At 52.2% G+C, this 20,102-nt stretch carries 22 protein-coding genes; 5 read left to right on the forward strand and 17 right to left on the reverse strand.

The features are described from left to right. The first annotated feature begins 113 nt into the window (after positions 1-113). Positions 114-485, forward strand: coding sequence for a DUF3221 domain-containing protein (locus tag KNP86_RS11340; protein WP_214754330.1), 372 nt, complete (start codon positions 114-116; stop codon positions 483-485). Here the strand turns inward: KNP86_RS11340 and modB are convergent. The 6 genes from modB to KNP86_RS11370 all read right to left on the reverse strand — a co-directional run bounded on the left by modB (position 482) and on the right by KNP86_RS11370 (position 6,649). After that, complete coding sequence (gene modB / locus KNP86_RS11345; protein ID WP_214754332.1) at positions 482-1,123, reverse strand: molybdate ABC transporter permease subunit; 642 nt, start codon at positions 1,121-1,123, stop codon at positions 482-484. The two genes, KNP86_RS11340 and modB, sit on opposite strands and share 4 nt — an antisense overlap. Continuing rightward, a complete protein-coding gene (modA, locus tag KNP86_RS11350; RefSeq protein ID WP_214718595.1) occupies positions 1,120-1,854 on the reverse strand; it encodes a molybdate ABC transporter substrate-binding protein in 735 nt (244 codons plus the stop codon). Before modA ends, modB begins: the two co-directional genes overlap by 4 nt. Positions 1,855-1,961: 107 nt before the next feature. Beyond that, positions 1,962-2,669: an iron-sulfur cluster repair di-iron protein gene (ric, locus tag KNP86_RS11355; protein WP_029596325.1), complete on the reverse strand. Its 708-nt coding sequence runs from the start codon at positions 2,667-2,669 to the stop codon at positions 1,962-1,964. A 147-nt stretch (positions 2,670-2,816) separates the two neighbouring features. After that, a complete protein-coding gene (gene aceA / locus KNP86_RS11360; RefSeq protein ID WP_374224084.1) occupies positions 2,817-4,097 on the reverse strand; it encodes an isocitrate lyase in 1,281 nt (426 codons plus the stop codon). A 66-nt stretch (positions 4,098-4,163) separates the two neighbouring features. Beyond that, on the reverse strand, positions 4,164-4,460 hold the full coding sequence (locus tag KNP86_RS11365; RefSeq protein ID WP_029596327.1) for a hypothetical protein: 297 nt from the start codon (positions 4,458-4,460) through the stop codon (positions 4,164-4,166). Beyond that, a complete protein-coding gene (locus tag KNP86_RS11370) occupies positions 4,457-6,649 on the reverse strand; it encodes a malate synthase G (RefSeq protein WP_251130508.1) in 2,193 nt (730 codons plus the stop codon). The genes KNP86_RS11365 and KNP86_RS11370 overlap by 4 nt, the downstream gene beginning before the upstream one ends. Before the next feature lie 183 nt (positions 6,650-6,832). Here KNP86_RS11370 and KNP86_RS11375 point away from each other — a divergent pair, with 183 nt between their 5' ends. Both KNP86_RS11375 and KNP86_RS11380 read left to right on the forward strand, forming a co-directional pair. Beyond that, on the forward strand, positions 6,833-7,279 hold the full coding sequence (locus KNP86_RS11375; RefSeq protein WP_214754336.1) for a MarR family winged helix-turn-helix transcriptional regulator: 447 nt from the start codon (positions 6,833-6,835) through the stop codon (positions 7,277-7,279). Continuing rightward, a complete protein-coding gene (locus KNP86_RS11380; RefSeq protein ID WP_034780571.1) occupies positions 7,276-7,911 on the forward strand; it encodes a nitroreductase family protein in 636 nt (211 codons plus the stop codon). Before KNP86_RS11375 ends, KNP86_RS11380 begins: the two co-directional genes overlap by 4 nt. A 36-nt stretch (positions 7,912-7,947) precedes the next feature. Here KNP86_RS11380 and KNP86_RS11385 read toward each other — a convergent pair whose 3' ends face one another. The 9 genes from KNP86_RS11385 to KNP86_RS11425 all read right to left on the reverse strand — a co-directional run bounded on the left by KNP86_RS11385 (position 7,948) and on the right by KNP86_RS11425 (position 15,198). After that, a complete protein-coding gene (locus KNP86_RS11385; RefSeq protein WP_034780919.1) occupies positions 7,948-8,610 on the reverse strand; it encodes an NAD(P)H-dependent oxidoreductase in 663 nt (220 codons plus the stop codon). A gap of 17 nt (positions 8,611-8,627) precedes the next feature. Further along, positions 8,628-9,239, reverse strand: a complete 612-nt coding sequence (locus KNP86_RS11390; RefSeq protein ID WP_029596332.1) for a class I SAM-dependent methyltransferase — start codon at positions 9,237-9,239, stop codon at positions 8,628-8,630. Further along, on the reverse strand, positions 9,236-10,243 hold the full coding sequence (locus tag KNP86_RS11395) for an ABC transporter permease (protein ID WP_214754338.1): 1,008 nt from the start codon (positions 10,241-10,243) through the stop codon (positions 9,236-9,238). Before KNP86_RS11395 ends, KNP86_RS11390 begins: the two co-directional genes overlap by 4 nt. Continuing rightward, the gene (locus KNP86_RS11400) at positions 10,240-10,914 is read right to left on the reverse strand and encodes an ABC transporter ATP-binding protein (RefSeq protein WP_214754340.1); all 675 of its coding nucleotides are present in this window, start codon (positions 10,912-10,914) and stop codon (positions 10,240-10,242) included. Before KNP86_RS11400 ends, KNP86_RS11395 begins: the two co-directional genes overlap by 4 nt. A gap of 39 nt (positions 10,915-10,953) precedes the next feature. After that, positions 10,954-11,682: a GntR family transcriptional regulator gene (locus tag KNP86_RS11405; protein ID WP_021068003.1), complete on the reverse strand. Its 729-nt coding sequence runs from the start codon at positions 11,680-11,682 to the stop codon at positions 10,954-10,956. Between the two features lie 79 nt (positions 11,683-11,761). After that, positions 11,762-13,186, reverse strand: coding sequence for a glycoside hydrolase family 1 protein (locus KNP86_RS11410; RefSeq protein WP_214754342.1), 1,425 nt, complete (start codon positions 13,184-13,186; stop codon positions 11,762-11,764). 32 nt (positions 13,187-13,218) lie between these two features. After that, complete coding sequence (celB, locus tag KNP86_RS11415) at positions 13,219-14,529, reverse strand: PTS cellobiose transporter subunit IIC (protein WP_214754518.1); 1,311 nt, start codon at positions 14,527-14,529, stop codon at positions 13,219-13,221. A gap of 23 nt (positions 14,530-14,552) precedes the next feature. Next, positions 14,553-14,897 (reverse strand): PTS sugar transporter subunit IIA, encoded by a 345-nt coding sequence (locus tag KNP86_RS11420; RefSeq protein WP_214754344.1) that lies wholly within the window; start codon positions 14,895-14,897, stop codon positions 14,553-14,555. Between the two features lie 4 nt (positions 14,898-14,901). Further along, positions 14,902-15,198, reverse strand: coding sequence for a PTS sugar transporter subunit IIB (locus KNP86_RS11425; protein ID WP_021067999.1), 297 nt, complete (start codon positions 15,196-15,198; stop codon positions 14,902-14,904). Between the two features lie 141 nt (positions 15,199-15,339). Here KNP86_RS11425 and KNP86_RS11430 point away from each other — a divergent pair, with 141 nt between their 5' ends. Continuing rightward, entirely contained in the window at positions 15,340-17,124 is a 1,785-nt protein-coding gene (locus tag KNP86_RS11430) for a type I phosphomannose isomerase catalytic subunit (protein WP_214754346.1), read from the forward strand. A gap of 13 nt (positions 17,125-17,137) precedes the next feature. Then, a complete protein-coding gene (locus KNP86_RS11435) occupies positions 17,138-18,010 on the forward strand; it encodes an ROK family protein (RefSeq protein ID WP_214754348.1) in 873 nt (290 codons plus the stop codon). Between the two features lie 38 nt (positions 18,011-18,048). On the opposite strand, the gene KNP86_RS11440 is transcribed toward KNP86_RS11435, so the two are convergent. Both KNP86_RS11440 and KNP86_RS11445 read right to left on the reverse strand, forming a co-directional pair. Next, positions 18,049-18,543, reverse strand: coding sequence for a hypothetical protein (locus KNP86_RS11440; RefSeq protein ID WP_214754350.1), 495 nt, complete (start codon positions 18,541-18,543; stop codon positions 18,049-18,051). Next, entirely contained in the window at positions 18,540-20,057 is a 1,518-nt protein-coding gene (locus KNP86_RS11445) for a sensor domain-containing diguanylate cyclase (protein ID WP_214754352.1), read from the reverse strand. The genes KNP86_RS11440 and KNP86_RS11445 overlap by 4 nt, the downstream gene beginning before the upstream one ends. Positions 20,058-20,102 lie beyond the last annotated feature (45 nt).

The raw sequence follows: 20,102 nt of genomic DNA on the forward strand, positions 1-20,102 counted from the left end.
CGAGCGACTTCATAGTTTCATCATAAAGATGACATCTCGACTTAACTGTTACTTTTTTCACAGATAAGCGATTCGAGACGTGACAGAATAATGAACGAAGGAGGCGTTCCCTTATGAAATCATCGCTTAAAATCATGTTATTCCTCACCATCGCGGCCATGCTCGTCGTCTTTTCCATCGGTTTCGTCTTCGCCAATCGAGCGACGACCGAACCAGATGTCGAGGGGTATGTGATTGAAATAAATGAATCTGACCGCACCGCACTCGTCATCAGCGGAATTACCGCAGAAGAGGCCACACTCTCTCCTGACACCTTGTTCGCGCAAAGCGAACCGGAAGACGTGAGCTGGTTCAAGTTTCAAGTGAAAGCCACGTTCGAGCAAATCGCTGTCGGAGACCACGTCCACATTTGGAAAAAGATCGGTCCGAGTATCTTAAATACTCCGAACCGGTCTTATGTGAAAAAAATCGACGTGATCGACTAATATGAACGCTTGCCATAACGTTCACTCAGCCAGAGGACTAAAAACGCCAAACCAACCAACCATCCACTCCAGACGAGTGCCTGGGTCATATCTCCGTTGATTGTCGCCATATAAATCGCTGTGGCGAGCGTCATCGTCTCGCCCGGGATATTTCCGGCAATCATCATCGTAATCCCAAACTCGCCGATTGATCGGGCGAAGCCGAGGACGAAGCCGCTCGTCAACGCAGGTAACAGCAGCGGAATCGTCACGTAGGTGAACAGTTGACGCTCTGACCCGCCGAGCACGCGTCCGGCCTCATACCATTCCGCATCGAGTTGTTTGAGACCGAGACGAATCGTTTGGTAGATGAGTGGGAACGCGGCCAAGGCGGACGCGATGACGTTCGCCTGTTTCGTGAACAAGATAGTAATCGGTAACAATCCGCCGATCCCGTTGTTCCCGAGGACAATCAAGGCGTATAGTCCGATGACTGTCGGCGGCAAGATGAGCGGCAGTAAAAACACCGTCTCCAACAGCCGCTTTCCTTTGAATTGACGGTGATGCATGAAATAGGCCGCTCCGAAGGCGAGGACGAAGGCGCTCACCGTCGCCAGCATCCCGACTTCGAATGTGAGTTGAAGTGGAGATTGCGTCATTTAGAAAATCCTTTCGCTAAAAAGTGAGCTTGGATCTCATCATCAAACAAACGCGCGTAAACATCGCGCACGTATGGGTTGTGCGTCAATCGGACCGCCGGATACGCGATCGTACCCGTCGCTTCAAACGGGACCGCCTGAAGCGACTCGACGTCCGTCGTCAGTTCCGTCTTATAGACAAATCCCGCATTGGCGTCGCCTTGTTCGATGAGCGTCAACACTTGTCTCACATTCTGGGCGAACATGATTCGTGGTTCCACTTCTTCCCACACGCCTTCCACTTCTAGCGCCGCTTTCGCGTAGCGACCGGCCGGGACATTGACCGGGTCACCGATGACGATCCGAGCACATGCGTTTAAGTCGTCCCACGTCTCCGCGCACGGTTTCCCTTTCGGTGTCACGAGCCACAGCTCGTTATGCAAAAACGCATCCCGCTCTAGAATCGGGATTTGTAATCGGTCGACATCATCAACGCTCGCGGCTAAAAAGATATCTGCCGGAGACCCGTGATCGATTTGTGCTCGCAAGGCGCCGCTCCCGTTCGTCACGACCCGAACGTCGATCCCATCGAATTCCGCTTCAAGTTGTCGCTCTACCGCTTCTAAAGCCGGTCCTAAGCTTGCCGCCGCCAAAATGGTCACGGTGGTGTCCTCCGAATCTGAACTCGACCAGACTTGACTTAGTAATAAGGCGACCGTCACCCCTACGATGACTCCACTCACCCGTTTCATGATTAATCACTCCTTTGCTTCCCCTTTATCGTAGCGCTTGATTTGCCTCCCATCTGTATCAAACGTCACAAAAAGACACCCCCACGTAAGTAGAGGTGTGCCACTGCTTAAGCGAACGTGCGCGCCCGCGGGAATAAAATGTTGTTTTCGAGATGAATGTGTTCAAATGTATCCGATTCGAGCGCTTCTAACCGTTGATAGACAAGACGATACGTCCCACACGCTCCTTCAGGCGGCGTATAGTCGTTCGTGATTTGACGCAATTCTTTTAAAATGTCACCGGCTGCCGCGTGTTCTGACTCGAGCGAGGCCAAGATGTCATCAAGCTCCCGTCTCGTTTCAGCTGTCGGTGCCGTCTCGTGACGAAGCAACGTCGGGAAGTCTTCTGTTTCTTCTTTGACGATATGTTGTTCAAGTTCCACTTTCAATTGATTGAACAGTTGATGAATGCGTCCGAGGTGCGGATGGTTTTGTCCGTGAACCCGGAACACTTTTGTCACATATGGTGTGAGCTGTGGCAATTCGTCCGTCAAAAACTGGTGATGCTTATAAATGATGTGCTCAATCAATTCCGAAGAAGAAGCGGCATCCCAATCGATACTCTTCTCGTTCATCTCTTGCTTGCGTTGATAGAGCGCATTAACTTCTTCTAAAATGTCTTCCGTCGACCGTTTCGATTTATCAGTCGCTTCAGCGAGTGGTCGGTTGCCGCCACAACAAAAATCGATTCGGTTCCGTTTGAAAATGTCTGCCGCTTGCGGGCATTGTTTGACGATTTCAGATACGTGCGTATCGCCCGTGAATGTCTGTGTCATCTGTCATAACCTCCATATTCATTTTGACATGTTCAGCGTAGCAAGAGTTTGACGACAAAAATGTGAAATACGTCACATTTAAGTGAACAGGATGCACGCGTTCTGAATTTGGACACAAAAGAAGCCCCTCTTGTGGAGGGGCGACGCTTAATGGGACGGCGCTTCAAATTGTTCTGCCTCGGTCGATCCGGCCAGTGCCGTCGTTGACGACTGGCCTCCCGAGATGACGAGAGACACCTCATCGAAATACCCGGTCCCGACCTCACGTTGGTGACGTGTCGCCGTATAACCGTGCTGTTCTGCACTGAATTCGGCCTGTTGCAGTTCCGAGTAGGCGGCCATCCCGCGGTCTTTATACCCGCGTGCGAGTTCGAACATTCCGAAGTTGAGCGAGTGGAAGCCAGCGAGCGTCACGAATTGGAATTTGTATCCCATCGCACCAATCTCTTGTTGGAACGTTGCGATCTCGTCATCCGACAACTTCTTCTTCCAATTGAATGACGGCGAACAGTTGTAAGCGAGGAGTTTGCCCGGATACTTCGCATGAATCGCATCCGCGAATTGACGCGCTTCGTCCAAATCAGGCTCGGACGTCTCGCACCAGACGAGGTCGGCGTACGGTGCATAGGCGAGACCGCGTGCGATCGCCTGTTCGATTCCTGCCTCGGTCCGATAAAACCCTTCTGGCGTCCGGTCGCCGACGATGAACGGATGATCGATTGGGTCGATGTCGCTCGTAATCAAGTTCGCGGCGTGGGCGTCGGTCCGGGCGACGATAATCGTCGACACCCCCATGACGTCTGCCGCGAGACGTGCGGCAATCAAGTTTTTCACGGCCGTCTGTGTCGGCAGCAACACTTTGCCGCCGAGGTGACCGCACTTCTTCTCTGAAGAGAGTTGATCCTCCAAGTGGACGCCGGCTGCACCCGCCTCAATCATCGCCTTCGTCAACTCGAACACGTTGAGCACACCGCCGAAACCGGCTTCCATGTCAGCGACGATCGGGGCGAACCAATGCGTATCGCCTTTCCCTTCCGCCGTTTGAATTTGATCGGCCCGTTGAAGCGCCTGGTTAATCCGTTTGACGACGCTCGGCACCGAGTTAGCCGGGTATAGGCTTTGGTCCGGGTACATGTGCCCCGACAAGTTCGCATCGGCGGCGACTTGCCATCCGCTCAAATAGATGGCTTCGAGACCCGCCTTCACTTGCTGGATGGCCTGGTTCCCCGTCAACGCCCCGAGCGCGTGGACGTAGTCCCGCTCGTGGAGTAACTCCCATAACCGTTCCGCTCCTTTTGTCGCGAGCGTATGCTCGATTAGGACAGACCCCCGAAGTCTCATCACGTCTTCGACCCCATATGGACGTTCGACCCCGTTAAACCGTTCCGACTGTAACATATCCTCTAGCTGCATTTGTTGTTCGTTCATATCCATTCCTCCTGTATTATATTAATTTATATATTTAATTTTTGTTATATAACAGATGGTGCAAACTTAATCCAAGTATGCACAGCATTCGAGCGCCGCTTTGAATGACGAGTGCTCCATGCCGCAGCAACGACAGACGTTTTCTTCGTCACGATCTTCTGGTTTCCGGAATATGACGACCTCTTCGACCGGCTCTCTCATGATTTGGAGCGACCCGTCGGCTCGGTCGAGCACAAGGCGCATCAAATCGTTCCCATAGACGAACGCCGTGTTAGCGAGCGCCGCTGTCGATTCCCCCGAGACGATCCGACGGACGACCCAACGTTCAATCAACTGTTCGCTTTCGATTTTTTTCGTTGTCATGATGATGCTCCTCCTTTTAAGTTTGGTTCTAATGTCACTTGTTGTAAAAACTGTCGACGGCGCCGGTGCAGGATCGGTTCCGTATATCCGTTCGGCGACTCGTCGCCTTCAAACACTAACTCTTTCGCCGCTTGATAGGCGATAGAGTGGTCTACATCTGGCGTCATCGGACGATAGTGCGGATCTTCCGCGTTTTGCGCGTCGACGACCTCGGCCATCCGGTAAAGCGTCGCTTCGACTTGTTCACGGCTACAGACTCCATGGTATAGCCAGTTGGCGACATGTTGACTCGAAATACGAAGCGTTGCTCGGTCTTCCATCAACCCGACGTGATGAATATCTGGCACTTTGGAGCAACCGACACCTTGCTCGACCCAACGGACGACATATCCGAGCAACCCTTGCAGGTTGTTCTCGAGCTCCTCGTTCACTTCCTCATCTGTATAGAGACGCGTGGCGAGTGGTACCTCGAGCAGACGCCCTCGCTCAGTTGCTGGATCAAACGAACGATTCACCAACTCACGCTGAACGTCAAACGCATCGACTTGATGGTAATGCAGCGCATGAAGCGTGGCCGCCGTCGGGGACGGCACCCAAGCCGTCGTCGCCCCGGACCGGACATGATTGCTTTTTTCACGCATCATATCGCGCATCCGATCGGGCATCGCCCACATCCCTTTCCCGATTTGCCCGTGTTGATGGAATCCTGCGTCAAGCCCGATCTGGACATTCAGACGTTCATAAGCATCGAGCCACTCCGAGGTCTTCATCTCGCCTTTCTTGCGCATCGGTCCGAGCGTGAGCGAGGAGTGAATCTCATCGCCCGTCCGGTCGAGGAATCCGGTATTGATGAAGACGATGCGTTCCTTCACTTGCTCGATACAGTTCTTCAAATTAAGCGACGTGCGTCGCTCCTCGTCCATCACGCCGACTTTGAGCGTGTGACGCGGTAACTCGAGTACATCTTCAATCGCATCGAACAAGTCGTTCGTGAACGCGACTTCTTTCGAGCCATGCATCTTCGGTTTGACGATATAGATGGAGCGTTCGCGGGAATTTCGTCTGGCATCAAGGTGGCGGCTCGCGATGAGCGCAGTGAAAATCCCGTCCAAAATCCCTTCCGGTACTTCACGTCCTTCCGCGTCGAGCATCAAATCCGTCGTCATCAAGTGCCCGACGTTTCGAATAAAGAGGAGCGATCGGCCCGGAAGCGTGACTTCACGCCCGTCTTTCCCGACATACTTCCGGTCAGGGTTCAACTTCCGAGTGAGCGGCCGACCTCCTTTCGTGAACGTTGCTTCGAGCGTCCCGTCCATCAGGCCTAGCCAGTTCGCGTAAAGGTGGACCTTGTCTTCCGCCCGAACAGCGGCAACCGAGTCTTCACAGTCGACGATGGCAGACAAGGCGGACTCGAGTTCGATGTCAACGAGCCCTGCTCGATCCGTCCGTCCGATTGGATGGTTCCGATCAAATTTTAGTTCGGCATGAATCCCGTTATGGATGAGTAATAAACTCGTCGGAGCTTCTGGATTCCCCACATAACCGACGAGACAATCGTCTTGAAACGCGATGCGGTTCCCTTCGATGATAGCGTATGGACTGCCCTCTGACACGAGATAGCCGTTCGCTTCTTCGTGCGAGCCCTCCTGGAGCGGAAATGTATCGTCGAGAAACTGTTTGGCATAGGCGATGACAGCTTCACCGCGAACTGGATTATAGCCGCTCGACTTCGTTTTCCCGTCCTCTTCGTCGATGACGTCCGTTCCGTACAAGGCGTCATAGAGGCTTCCCCAGCGAGCGTTCGCCGCGTTCAATGCATAGCGTGCATTGTCGAGCGGAACGACAAGCTGCGGTCCGGCTTGCCTTGTAATTTCTGAGTCGACACCCGTAACGTCGATGTTGAAATCGGGGACGGCTGCTTCGATGTAATCGATGGACCGAAGGAAACGCTCGTAGTCTTCCATGTCAAACGCTTGCTTATGCTCGCTGTACCACCCCTGTAATAGTCGCTCATATGACTCACGTTCGTGAAGCATTGCCTCATTGCGAGGAATGAACTCATCGAGTAGGCGCCCGACCCCAGCCCAAAATTGTTGGTGTGCCTCTTCTTCAGGCAATATACGAGCCGAGATGAAATCGAGCAACGTTTCATGTACGTGATAAGTACCTACTTGTTTGTAATGTTCCAAGCCGTCACATCCTCTCATTCAATTGTTATATATCAGTTGACTTTAATATAGACTATTATATAACAGTTTGACAACAGTTTTTTTGAAACTTTTTATTTGCGATCTATTTCAAAACCGATTAGTATACATTGTGTGACCTATCAATGATTGATTCATCAATTAGTTTTTGAAGGAGGATATCCGATGCGCGACGCTTGTTCGCTCAGCGATGAGATTCTCTACCACGTCATCACCGTACAAAAAGAACTGGCCCAACTGTTCGATACGGAAATGGACGGGCTCAGCTCGACCCGCTTCGATATTTTAAGCAACTTGCATCACGTCGGCCCTTTGCGTCAGCGTGAACTGCAACAACGGGTCGGCGTCGATCATGCCGCCATCACGCGACATTTGAAACAGCTCGAGGCACAGGGTTTGATTACGCGCGAACGCTGCCTCCAAGACAATCGGGTCATCTTTGTCGATTTGACCGATGTCGGTCGGGAGCGGATTGCACATTGGACCGAGCAAAAGAAGTGCTTATCGGACCGTCTTTTTGTAAACATGAAGGTAGAGGAGCAACGACAGTTACTCGAACTTTTAAATACGTTACAAACCAACATTCAACATGAAAGGAAGACCCTTATATGAACACGACAACACAGAAAGACTTTATGGAAATCCTCAAAGGACGCCGCTCGATTCGCGTCTATGATGAGAACGTCAAAATCTCAAAAGAAGAGATGACACAAATCCTGGAGGAAGCGACGACGGCACCGTCATCACTCAACCTGCAACCGTGGCGCTTCGTCGTCATCGATAGCGCAGAAGGCAAAGACACTCTCCTTCCGCTCGCAAGCTTCAACAAACGCCAAGTGGAGACGTCATCAGCCGTTATCGCCATCTTTGCCGACTACCAGATGGCCGATTACACACAAGAGATCTTTGATACGGCCGTCGAGCGTGGTCTCATGCCACCAGAAGTCCGCGACCGTCAAGTTGACATGATCAAAGGTATCTTCAAAGACGCACCGAAAGAGTCTGTCAAAGACAGCATCTTGCTCGACTCAGGTCTCGTCGCGATGCAACTCATGCTCGTCGCCCGTGCTCACGGCTACGACACAAACCCGATCGGTGGCTATGACAAAGCGAACATCGCGGAAGCGTTCGGCCTCGAGAAAGAGCGCTACCTTCCGGTCATGCTCCTCTCAATCGGAAAAGCCGCGGAAGACGGTTACCAATCGGTCCGCTTCCCAATCGACCGCATCACCGACTGGAAATAAGCAAAAGCTCAAGCGCCTCGGCGCTTGAGCTTTTTTTCATCCGATGTATTTGACGACTTCATTGAAATCGCGACGTGTCTTCGGCGCGAAGTCGCGGGCCCGATGTCCGAACGCGACCATGACCGAAAGCGACCAGGCACCTCGTTCCATGACCCCTTCCGAGATCAATAATTCATCGATGTCTGCCTGATTGAACCCTTCAATCGGACATGAGTCGACGCCGATCTGTGCGGCGGCTGTCATCATGTTGCCGAGCGGGATATACGTCTGGCGTTTAATCCATTCTTGGAACACACGCTCATCATCTAACAGTCGATAATCTTGTTCTTGGAACTCACGGACACGTTTTACCCGAAGGGCGTACTCGTCCTCGGTCCGTCCTTGGACGTCCGTGACGATGTGACGGATGTAGTCCGAGTCGTAGCGCATCGCTTCAGGCGTCCGCGCCAAGATCAACACGAAATGGCTCGCCGTTAACGCCTGTCCTTGGGCACCCCACGCGTGGTCTTTGATCTTCCGGAGCAAGTCTTCGCGACGAATGACGACGAACTGCCAAGGCTCGAAACCGAACGAACTCGGTGATAAGCGACCCGTCTCCAGAATGAATTCGAAATCTTCCTCATCGATTTTGCGGTCCGCGTCGAACTCTTTCGTCGCTTGACGCCAACGATACGCATCTAAAATATCTTCTTTCTTCACGATGATCCACTCCCCATTTACCAAGATGACTCCATCATATCAAAACGATAAATAAGAAAGCGCTCATGGAGATTCTTTAACGGCAAGCGAACGTCCTGTACGTAGCGGAAAGGCGTCTCGTCATTCAAAAAATGTAAGTACTCATCGGCCGGATAATAGAGGATGAGGTCGACCGGACGCTGTGCGCGCTCGACCGACTCGATGATGTTCGCAACGACCTGCCGGAACACGTTCACCGAGAACGGGTTGAAGAAATAAAAGCGGTTCGCCTCAGCCGGCACCTCAAACTGTTCGGCGTAGCCGCGGACGAGCTGGACACTGCCACGCGTCCGGTGTTTCTTGGCGTAGTTCATCCAATTCTCAAGTGCCGCTTCGTGAAAGCCGCCATCCATCTCGATGCCAATGGCCCGAACTCGGAACGTATAGGCGAGATAAAACGGGAGGCGCCCTTTCCCCGATCCGAAGTCGACGACCGTGTCCGTGGCCGCGAGCGGATAGGCGTCACGCAACAAGTCGAGCGCCTCATAAGGAGTCGGTTCATAGCGATGATATTCAGCCGAAGCCGGGAACCCTTGTTGCGGTTTCGCCGTCTCGATTTGGAGCAATCGTTCATAGTCTTGTTCAGTCATGAATGTGTCCTTTCTTGGATGGCACGGAAAAACGGATGCCGCTCCATCTCTTGTTTGAACGCCTGTCGTTCTTGCCACATCACATAGCCGACGTAGAGCGGGATGAGCAACTTAAACCAACTCGGTACGAGGAGCATCCCCGTAACGGCAAGCGGCATGAGACGCAGCCATAAGTTCCGATGACGCGGCGTCCGTATATAAAGTAAGATGGCCGTCGTGCGCCGAGCGGTTCCAAACCGATTCGGTCTCGGTCGATAGAGCGGACGCTTGCGCCGGCTCGGCTTCTCGATGGCGCCCGACGTTGATAATAATGCCCGGTCAAAGGCGGTACGCAACGCCTCACTCCGTTCGAGTTCTTGGCTAAGATATGGGTGGCGTGACAGCCACCCTTCTCCCACGTACATTGCGAACGCTACGATACCACTTCCTAGGACAACCGCCCATAAAGGTGAGTCGATGAGGAGCGCGTATAGACAAAAGAACACCATACACGTGACCAGAATACGAAATATCCAGTTAACCCGCCGTACCGTCAGCTGATACCGCGTCCACATATGAATCCATGCTAGAAGCAGGACGGCCGTCCCGAATGCTAAAATCGAAGCACCAGACCACCCATCCAGCCTTAGCACCGGTGTGAACGCCAACATGACGAAGAGAATCTTCAAGCCGAGTGTGATGGCGTGATAAAGCAACGAATCGTGCTTCAACCTGCGAACCAAAGAACGTTTGGCCACCAGCGTCACGTCCGCCCGTTCGACCCAGACGAAAAACTGATTTCTAAGGAGGACGATTCCAATTCCAAGCGTCCAAACGAACATCGGCACTTGACTCACCCACTCGATTTCGCCTTGCCAAAGCAATCGGTATTGATACCCAAGAAAGATGGCAAACGGAATGACGCCGTACAGAACGACTGTCCAATCCAAGATGAGCCGCCACGTCTTCCACTGCTTGGTCACATGGGTACGGACACGTCTAACGAACAGCTGATGTTCATTCATCGCATGACCACATCTTCCATCATCTCGAACAGCGACTCGCCTTCGGTTTGCAGGCTGAGACGCAACTCTTCTTTTGTCCCGCCCGCGAGCATGCGTCCGTCATCAATCCAGACGAAGCGGTCGCATAACCGCTCTGCCGTATCGAGGACGTGGGTGACGAGAAGCACCCCGGTGCCTTGACGACGTTCCGCTTCAAGTAAACGAAGCAGCTGGATCGTCGTCGTCGCATCGAGTCCGACGAACGGTTCGTCGACAAGGAGAAACTTCGCTTCTTGGATGAGCGCCAAGAGAATCATCGCTTTTTGCTTCATCCCTTTTGAGAACGAGGCGATATAATCGTGGCGGACCGTCTCGAGCCGAAACAACCGGATCAGTTCTTCCGTCCGCTCACGATTATCAACGTCCGTCAATTCCAACACGAGAGCGATATGTTCCTCGAGCGTCAAATAGTCATAGTACACCGGTTGCTCCGGGATGTAGGCGTAGCGGTCGATTTGCACCGTTCCACGCATCCACGGGATCGTTCCGATGAGACAGGCGAGCGTCGTGCTCTTCCCGGCCCCGTTCGACCCAATCATCCCGACGATTTCGCCCGGCCGGACCTCAAATTCGATGTCCTCAATGACCGACTCACCGTGTTCATACCCGGCTTGTTCAATGTGAACGTTCATGAGAACCTCCTTCGCAAAAAGTCGCCTTTTCAGGCGACGTCATCGAACGATATTGACCGAAGAGAAGACGAACTTGTCATAGCGGTGCCGAGCGAATGAGTATTCGAACGGTTTCCCGTTACTCAAGTAAACGACTTGTTCGACCTCGATGATTGGGTCGGTAATGTCATTCTTCAAGTAACGTTGATCATATTCGTCAGGCTTATCGGCCCGAATCATCTTGTGTGAGCTCGTGATCGTGTAGCCGAGCTCCTGTTGGATGTAGCTATAGACCGACTTCTCCAAAATTTTACGCGACAGTCCTGTAATTAGATTGGCGACCATGTACGTCAATTCGATGACGTACGGCTCTTCGTCCACATAGCGGACACGACGAATCTCATAGACCGGTTCCGTCAGCTCAATCATCAAATGGTCGGCGACTTCCTGGGTCGGGAACTTCACTTCAAAATCGAGCACTTCACTGCGCAAACTGCGGTCGCCGATGACTTGCGTCAATCCTCTCGTCTCTTTACTGATGATGTTGATGCGCTCTTTTTGGAAACTGGCCGGCAAGATGAACGTCCCTTTGCCACGCTTCCGATAAATCAAGCCTTCCATCACGAGAATCTCGAGAGCGCGCTTCATTGTCATGCGGCTGACACCAAACTCTTCCGCTAATTGAATCTCATCTGGGAGCGGTGTTTCGAGTTCATAAGCCTGTTCATTGATCCGATGCCGAATCTCATCCGCAATCGATTCATATTTTGGTTTTTTCTTTGTAGACATATTCCACCTCATGTATAGACATATACAAATAATATATCAAAAAAAGCTGACAAAGAGTAGTCCTTGTCAGCTTTTCCTATTATTCTGTAAATCCATGATCGGCAATCACTTGTTTGAACCAGTGACCAGACTTTTTAACGGTCCGCTCTTGGGTCGCCAAGTCGACACCGACGAACCCGTAACGGTTCTTATAAGCGTTGCTCCATGACCAGTTGTCCATGAACGTCCATAAGTGGTACCCTTTCACGTTCGCGCCTTCTTCGAGCGCCCGATGCGTCCACTTCAAATGTTCACGAATGAAGTCGATTCGATAGTCGTCTTGGACGCTTCCGTCGGCGTCGCGGTAACGCTCTTCTCCTTCGACGCCCATCCCGTTCTCAGAAATGAAGCAGGGGATGTTGCCGTAGTTGTCTTTCAAGTTGATTAAGATGTCATAGACGCCCTGCTCATAAATTTCCCAACCACGATACGGGTTCATCTTGCGACCCGGCATCTCATAGAAGTCGAACAGATTCTCAGGCAGGAACGGCGCATCAGGATTTGGGAGCGACGCTTTGGCCTTGACCCGACGCGGTTGATAGTAGTTGATGCCGAGAAGGTCAATCGTGTTGGCCCGAATGAGATCCAAGTCTCCAGATTGCATCTCTGGCATCGCGTCTTGTTCCTGTAGCACATCGATGAGCTCTTCAGGGAACGTCCCGAGCACGGACGGGTCCAAGAACGAGCGGTTGAAGATCGCGTCGGCCAAGCGTGACGCCTTCACATCGGCCGGATGTTGGCTGCGCGGATACGACGGTGTCAAATTCAGGATGATCCCAATTTGACCGGCCTGTCCCTGCTCCCGGTACGCCTGAATGGCGAGCGCGCTCGATAAGATCGAATGGTAAGCGACTTGGACGGCACGCTTGAAATCGACGACGTTCGGATAGTGGAAATCGTACAAGTAGCCACCTTCGACCGGCACAATCGGTTCGTTATGAGTGAACCACGTCGTCACGCGATCCCCGAAAAGCTCGAAACACGTCTTCGCGAACTGTACGTAAGCGTCGACGACGTCACGTGATTCCCAGCCGCCTCGGTCTTGAAGCGCCATCGGCATGTCGAAGTGATATAAGTTGATGAACGGCTCGATGCCATGATCGATGAGGCAATTGATCACATTGTTATAAAACGCGATCGCCTCTTCATTCACCTCGCCGACACCTTCTGGGAACAGACGTGACCACGAAATCGAGAAGCGGAACGTGTTATGTCCGAGCTCTTTCATGAGCGCGATATCTTGCTCGTACAAATGATAGAAGTTAGACGCTTCGGTCGCACTGACACCATTGAAGAATCGGTTCGGTTGTTGCATATACCAGTAATCCCAAATATTTAAGCCTTTGCCGCCTTCAAACGCCGCACCTTCCATTTGCGTCGCCGAAGAGGCCGTCCCCCACCAAAAATCGGTCGGGAATTGATACGTCACTGCTGCTGATGTTTTCGTTTCTGTCGGGTTCGTCATAAACTCTCTCTCCCTTATTCTCTATTTCTCATTCATACCGCTTCGTCTTTACGGTTAGCGGCTTCTTCCTGTTCTTTCTTCACGTTCAAACGGTCAATAAATTTAAGGAATGGGAACCAGACCGCCAAGATGATCAAGAAGTTGACGAGTTGTAGCAATCCGCCGGCAAGTGAGTTCGTCGCCATCATCCCGCTGATGAACATCGGGACGGTCCAAGGTACCGCGACCCCAGTCGGCGGCGGGACGAGCCCTGTCGACATCGCAAAGTAAGTGACCGTGACCGTGATGAGCGGAGCGACAATCCACGGAATCATGATGAGCGGGTTCATGACGATCGGCAGACCGAAAATGACCGGTTCGTTGACGTTAAAGATCCCTGGTCCGAGTGATAGTTTCCCGATTTGTTTCAACTGCTTCGATTTCAAGAACAACAAAATCGCTACGATGACGGCAAGCGTCGAGCCCGAGCCACCAAGGCCGACCGTATAGATTTCGACAAACTGTTTACTGATGATGTTCGGTACTTCTCCGGTCGCCGTGTACGCGTTCAAGTTTTCAAGCGACAACGTATTCCAAATCGGATCCATCACCGAGTTGACGATGACTTGTCCGTGCAACCCGAAGAACCAGAACAATTGGACGAAGAAGATGGCGATTAACGTTGGGACGAGACCGTTACCCAATTTAACGAGCGGCTGTTGCACGACGTTGAAGATGACGTCATGTAAGTTCGTATTGAACAAGCTCGTCACACCGATGTTGAGGAGCAAGAAGACCGTGAGCGTCAACAAGGCCGGTACGAGCGCCGAGAACGACTTCGCCACCGCCGGCGGTACGCCGTCCGGCATTTTGATCGTCCAGTTCTTTTGAACGACGAATCGATAAATCTCACCTGAGAGGAAACCGGTGATCATGGCGAGGAACATTCCTTTGGCGCCAAGACGATCGAGCGGGAGGACGTTGCCGACCGCTTCTGTCATTCCTTCGACTTCGATGAGGAACGGTGTCAACAAGAGGAACGATACGAGGGAGATCGCTCCACCGAAGACGGCTTCGACGTTGTAACTTTTCGAAAGATAATAGCCAATACCGAAAACGACGAAGATTGACATGATTCCCATCGTGGCCGATGGGGCGTTACCGAGTGACGATTTGAACGCATTCAGCGTCCCTTCCGACATAAACTTGTCTAAGAACGGCAAGTTGGCGATAACGACGACGATTGAACCGAACATGGTAATCGGGAACGCGAGCATGAACGCATCCCGCAATACTTGCAAATACCGACTGTTGTTCAAGTAAGTCGCCATCGGCATGAGCAACTTGCTGATCAGTAAGAACATTTTGTTGTCCTGTGACATAGGATTCACCCTTCTTGATTAGGATTTACAATCTTTTGCTCCATCATCTCGATCAGGCTTGCCGTCAAATCGAGCATCGTCTGGGTCGACATGAGATGGTCTTCGGCGTGAAGGAGCAACAGTGACATGTCCGTCTTCTCCCCATTCGCCTCTTTTTGAATTTGGCCGAAGTGCGTCTGATGCGCTTCTTTTAACTGTTCACGTGCTGTCGCTAGCCGCGTTTCAAACGCTTCGTATGAACCGTTCTTATACGTTTGGATGGCTTCTTGAATCGTGCTCCGAGCGTTGCCGCTATGCAAAATCATCATGAACGCCATCTGTTCTAACGTTAACTCTTCCGTTCCTTCCATGACCTCACCCCATCAATTTGATTGCTTGCTCATACGCCGCTTTCCCATTCGCCGTTCCGTAGGCCATCATGTCGATGACTTCGACCGGTTTCGATGTTTGCGCTTTCAATTTGTCGAGCAAAAAGCGCATTTGCGGTCCGATGAGGATGACGTCCGCTTCTTCCATCTCCTTACCGACCTGGTCTTGACCGACTGCCCAAATTTTCGCTTCGTCCCCGATTGACGCCGCGTGCTGTTGCATTTTCGTGACGAGCAGGCTCGTCGACATCCCTGAGCTACAAGCGAGTAATACTTTTTTCATGTTCAACCACTCCTTTTTTGAAATCGTTTACAAGTTTTATTATACACATGATTTATTTCATGTCTATACTTGATTTAAACTTTGTTTAGTTTTTAAATTTAAAAGTGTATATGATAATAAACGAGAGTGAGGGAATTGACGATGAAGATTATCCCGTTACAACCGCATTACCAATATCGCTTATGGGGAGGCGACCGCTTAAAGCGTTACGGTTTTCATTTTGACGAGGCCTCGATTGGCGAAGCATGGACCGCCTCGGCGTTGCCGCGAGGCAGTTCCGTCGTGTCTGCCGGATCGCATATCGGGACAACGCTAGACGACCTTTATGCCATGCATCCAGAACTGTTCGGCATTGATTCACCTGTGTTTCCGTTATTGATCAAGTGGATTGACCCGAACGATGACCTTTCGATTCAAGTCCATCCCGACGATGCGTTGGCACAGTCGCTCGAGGGTCAACCTTACGGAAAGAATGAATGCTGGTACATCCTCGACGCACCAGAGGGAGGAGAAATCATCTACGGGCATACGTTCGAGTCGAAAGAGACGTTGCAACAGGCGCTCGAAGCCGGTGATGTCATGTCCGGTTTAATTCGAAAACCTGTCAGCCGCGGCGATTTTCTGTACGTTCCGGCCGGGACCGTACACGCCTTAACGAAAGACGTGTGCGTCCTTGAGATTCAACAGAGTTCAGACACGACGTACCGTCTCTACGACTACGAACGAATTGAAACATCAACTGGACACACTCGTGACCTCCATGTCGAGCAAGGTACCCTCGCCTCGTTCGCACCCCATCTCGACTATGCGGAACCTGTCCTGCGCCTGGATCATTTCCGGACACAGTTGACACGTAACCCGTATTTCTTCGTCGAAAAATGGAACATCGAACGCGAGGAATCCGTCTCGACGGATACGTTCCGCCTGCTTTCGGTCGTGGAAGGGACACTTGAGATTGACGGTTCGTCCTTCGAGATTGGTGCGACGTTGCTATTGCCAGCAGGTCAGTCATTTCAGCTGGACGGAACGGCCACCTGCCTCATCGCCGGTGTCTCATCCCCAATCAAACAAAAAGCCCGCATCGGCATCGATTTGGGCGGCACGAATACACGCGTCGCCGTCGTGTCGACGGACGGACGTGTCGAGAAACAATATAAATTGAAGACACAGCCTCACCTTGAGCTCGACGCCTTGTTAAATCAAATCACACTTGCCGTCGAACGATTCCAACTCGAATATGACATCACGCACGTCGGTATCGCTGCACCGGGTCCGCTCGACCTAAAACGAGGTGCGTTTTTGACCCCGCCAAACCTCCCGAACTGGCATCATCAGACGATTGTGGAGCCGCTATGCACTCTGCTCGGTCTACCTGTCACGTTAGAGAATGATGCCAACGCAGCAGCGCTCGCCGAAGCAAAGTTTGGGGCCGGCCGTCATGTCGACTCCGTCTTTTACGTCACGGTCAGCACAGGGATTGGCGGCGGTTTTGTCTATAAGCAAAATTTGATTAGCGGGGCTCACGGTAGCGCCGGAGAAGTCGGCAATATGATCATTCGTACGGACGGACCAGCACATCCGACACTGAACGTCGGAGCGCTTGAGACGCATGCGAGTGGAACGGCACTTCACGAACGCGCCCTCACTAAAGGAGTGACTGATTCGATGACGCTTTTGACAGACAACATCGAACGCAATACGTTCGTCGAGGATTTAGCAACGGGTCTCGCCAACATCATCCATACGGTCGACCCCGATATCATCATCCTCGGGGGAGGCGTGACAGCGTCGGCTCCGTTATACTGGAATCAGTTACAAGACGCGGTCGCGATGCGAGTATACCCCCATTTGAGAGGAGCGACCCCCCTCGTCCTGCATGAGTTGCACGGCGACGCTGGCGTCATCGGGGCCGCGTTCTTGCCATAAGGAGTGGAAAGAAATGCAACATTATTTAGCCATCGATATCGGTGGAACTAGTATCAAATACGGAGTCGTCCGATCCGATGGCACCCTACTGTCAAACAAACACGTCCCAACCCCTGCGACGTGGGACGGCTTGCTCGAACAAGTCGATGTGATCTTTAACGAAACGACCGCCGAAGCCCGCTTCGACGGTATCGGCTTCAGTGCGCCCGGCGCCGTCGATTCGACGACCGGAGTGATTCATGGAATCAGTGCACTTCCCTACATTCATGATCGCCCTTTCTTACAGGCGTTCAAAGAACGGTATGACTTGCCTGTCACTGTCTTGAACGATGCCAACGCGGCAGCGCTCGCAGAAGGATGGACCGGTGCCGCGGCGTCGGTGACGAGCTACGCGACGGTCGTCATCGGGACGGGCGTCGGCGGAGCATTCGTCGACCATGATCAGGTGATGATCGGATCCCACTTCCATGGCGGTGAGTTCGGATATTGGATTCTCGACCCGTCTCTTCCCCACCCAGATGGGACATGGAGTAAAATCGGTGCCACGGCCGCTCTTGTCCATCGATGCGGTGAACAACTCGGACGTCCCCTTACCGGAAAAGATGTGTTCGCGCTTCAAAGCGACCCAATCATCCAGGTGGAACTGGAGCGCTTCTATCGCTGGAACGCGATTGGCATCTACAACCTCCAATTCGGGCTCGACCCGGAGCGTATTTTAATCGGTGGCGGCATCAGTCGTCGCCCGGAAGTTCGGGACGGCATCAAGCGACACTTGGATGCGCTTTGCGACGCGTTCGGAACATTCCGCATCGACGTCGAGACGTGTGCCCACTTCAACGAGGCCAACTTGATCGGTGCCGCACGGTTTCACATGTTAGCGCAGTAAAAAAGGGTTTCCATCACAAGTTTGTGATGGAAACCCTTTTATTGTGCCAGGCGGTCTTCATGGAGGTAATGATACACCTCGTCTCGAATCGCTGCGAGCGTACGCTCATGAACGATCATGTGTGCCCGAATCGTTCGGTTGACGCGTTCATTAACCTTGCCGGCCTCCAAGTGTCGATCCAACACGGGAAGGCTGAAGTCGTCAATCGGCAAATAGGCGATAGGAATCACGGCGGACCCTGATTTCACCGAGACTTGCACGCCGTTCACTTCTGGAAAGAAATACGACTCATAATACGGTTCGACGGCCAGCTCTTCTTTCATCGCATCCCGCACTACGGGAATCGTTGTCGGCAAGGCGATGAAATAAACCATTTGGTCGAACGAGAATGAGACGTCTTTCAGCGAGACGCCCAATGCCTCCGCATGTCGGTTGGCCACACTACCCGTCACAAACCGATAACTCGGACGGCTCGTAAACAAGATGGTCGCGATAAAGGCGACGGTCATGATCATGACACTGAATTCGGTCATAGCGGTACCCCTTCCCAGCGGCAGACTTGGTTTTTCCCTCGTGATTTAGCCGCATACAACGCTTGATCGGCGCACTCAATCAACTGTTCGCGTGACTGTTCGTGAAGCGTGTGCTTCGAAGCGACACCGAAGCTCAGCGTTAACTGACCACCTGGTTGTCGCTCCCCGTACATGAAGTTGGTGCCGAGCACGGCCGCACGAATCGTCTCCGCGACGTGGGACGCCTCGACTTCGTCGAACTGCGGCAAGAGAACGACAAACTCTTCGCCACCGAACCGATACGCCATCTGTTCATCCGGCACGCTTCGTCGAATGACACTCGCGAGCCGCGTGAGTAACTCATTTCCAGCCAAGTGACCGTTTGTGTCGTTGAAATGCTTGAAATGGTCAATATCCATCACAATCAGTGACAGCTCGTCCGTTTCGCACTCCCGGAACAAAACGTCCAAATCTTGTTCAAACGAGCGATGGTTTTTAAGACGCGTCAACCCGTCACGAAGCGCCAACGTTTCGATGCGCTGGTACAGCATCGTCTGATGGAGCGCGAGCGAGGCTTGTTCCGCAATCGGTCGGACACTGTCAATCTTTTGAGGGGTGATCGGTTTTTTATTGACGACATTGTCGATGACGAGAAGTCCGTATGGAATTCCTTGATGATGGAGCGGAAAAATCGTGCACTCGTCCATCTGTAAGTCGGTATGTAACATGCGCAGCACCGGATCATCGGTGATGCTCGCGTAGACGTGGAGCGGCCGTCCCGAGTCAAGTGTCTGTTTGAACAGATGGTCTGCATGAAACGGGATCGTCATTTTCCGAATCCGTTCGTTCAACTGTTCATCGTGTGTCGAGTCCGTCTCTTTCTCATCAATCAGTCCTTGGAGATCATAATGTTGCCGGGTGATTTCTTCCCAAATGTGAAACCCGTCTTCCGGATTCATCGGACCCGTTCCCATGACTCCGTAAATACTATCTTTTTCCAAATCAGCGAAAAAGATGATCGATCGGTTAAAGCCGAGTCCGTGCCCCGCCGTCACCGATGTCAAAATCGTTTGCAGCAATCGGTCCGGGTCGAGCGTGTCTTGCATCGTAAAACTGACTTCCCGGAAGACGTTCAATTGACGGGAACTCGCCGTCAGCATCCGCAACCGGCTTGATCGCTCTCGCTTCAACTGGTTGACGTAACCAAAGAGCAACGCTGCCCCTAGCCCGAAGAAGATATAACTAAGCAAAAGCGGGAACGACAGCGTTCCCGATTGACTGTATACTAAAAGCCAGCTGACCATGATTGCAACAGTCATGCCTTTCCAGTGAAAACAGACGAGCCCTGTCATAATCAATAACAGCACCGACCAATGTAAATCATAAAAATCGAACAACACCCCGTGCCAAATCACGACAAGGCTGCTCGTCCCTGCGAGCAGCCAGCGATTCAAGGCGGGGGTCGTCATCAACCGAAGGACGTTGAGGACGATGGTGATTAGGATGATGCCGCCAATCAATAGGCCATAAACCATGGTTACCCCTCGTTTCATCGAGTCATCTATACATTTGATTATAAG

This window comes from Exiguobacterium sp. s16, assembly GCF_018618115.1.
GTDB lineage: Bacteria > Bacillota > Bacilli > Exiguobacteriales > Exiguobacteriaceae > Exiguobacterium > Exiguobacterium mexicanum_A.

Coding starts and splice junctions, on each gene's coding strand:
- aceA (WP_374224084.1), bottom strand. CDS start 4,097: ATGAACGAACAACAAATGCAGCTAGAGGATATGTTACAGTCGGAACGG.
- KNP86_RS11445 (WP_214754352.1), bottom strand. CDS start 20,057: ATGGTTTATGGCCTATTGATTGGCGGCATCATCCTAATCACCATCGTC.
- KNP86_RS11365 (WP_029596327.1), bottom strand. CDS start 4,460: ATGACAACGAAAAAAATCGAAAGCGAACAGTTGATTGAACGTTGGGTC.
- KNP86_RS11410 (WP_214754342.1), bottom strand. CDS start 13,186: ATGACGAACCCGACAGAAACGAAAACATCAGCAGCAGTGACGTATCAA.
- ric (WP_029596325.1), bottom strand. CDS start 2,669: ATGACACAGACATTCACGGGCGATACGCACGTATCTGAAATCGTCAAA.
- KNP86_RS11340 (WP_214754330.1), top strand. CDS start 114: ATGAAATCATCGCTTAAAATCATGTTATTCCTCACCATCGCGGCCATG.
- modA (WP_214718595.1), bottom strand. CDS start 1,854: ATGAAACGGGTGAGTGGAGTCATCGTAGGGGTGACGGTCGCCTTATTA.
- modB (WP_214754332.1), bottom strand. CDS start 1,123: ATGACGCAATCTCCACTTCAACTCACATTCGAAGTCGGGATGCTGGCG.
- KNP86_RS11440 (WP_214754350.1), bottom strand. CDS start 18,543: ATGACCGAATTCAGTGTCATGATCATGACCGTCGCCTTTATCGCGACC.
- celB (WP_214754518.1), bottom strand. CDS start 14,529: ATGTTCTTACTGATCAGCAAGTTGCTCATGCCGATGGCGACTTACTTG.
- KNP86_RS11425 (WP_021067999.1), bottom strand. CDS start 15,198: ATGAAAAAAGTATTACTCGCTTGTAGCTCAGGGATGTCGACGAGCCTG.
- KNP86_RS11430 (WP_214754346.1), top strand. CDS start 15,340: ATGAAGATTATCCCGTTACAACCGCATTACCAATATCGCTTATGGGGA.
- KNP86_RS11435 (WP_214754348.1), top strand. CDS start 17,138: ATGCAACATTATTTAGCCATCGATATCGGTGGAACTAGTATCAAATAC.
- KNP86_RS11400 (WP_214754340.1), bottom strand. CDS start 10,914: ATGAACGTTCACATTGAACAAGCCGGGTATGAACACGGTGAGTCGGTC.
- KNP86_RS11395 (WP_214754338.1), bottom strand. CDS start 10,243: ATGAATGAACATCAGCTGTTCGTTAGACGTGTCCGTACCCATGTGACC.
- KNP86_RS11420 (WP_214754344.1), bottom strand. CDS start 14,897: ATGGAAGGAACGGAAGAGTTAACGTTAGAACAGATGGCGTTCATGATG.
- KNP86_RS11375 (WP_214754336.1), top strand. CDS start 6,833: ATGCGCGACGCTTGTTCGCTCAGCGATGAGATTCTCTACCACGTCATC.
- KNP86_RS11390 (WP_029596332.1), bottom strand. CDS start 9,239: ATGACTGAACAAGACTATGAACGATTGCTCCAAATCGAGACGGCGAAA.
- KNP86_RS11380 (WP_034780571.1), top strand. CDS start 7,276: ATGAACACGACAACACAGAAAGACTTTATGGAAATCCTCAAAGGACGC.
- KNP86_RS11405 (WP_021068003.1), bottom strand. CDS start 11,682: ATGTCTACAAAGAAAAAACCAAAATATGAATCGATTGCGGATGAGATT.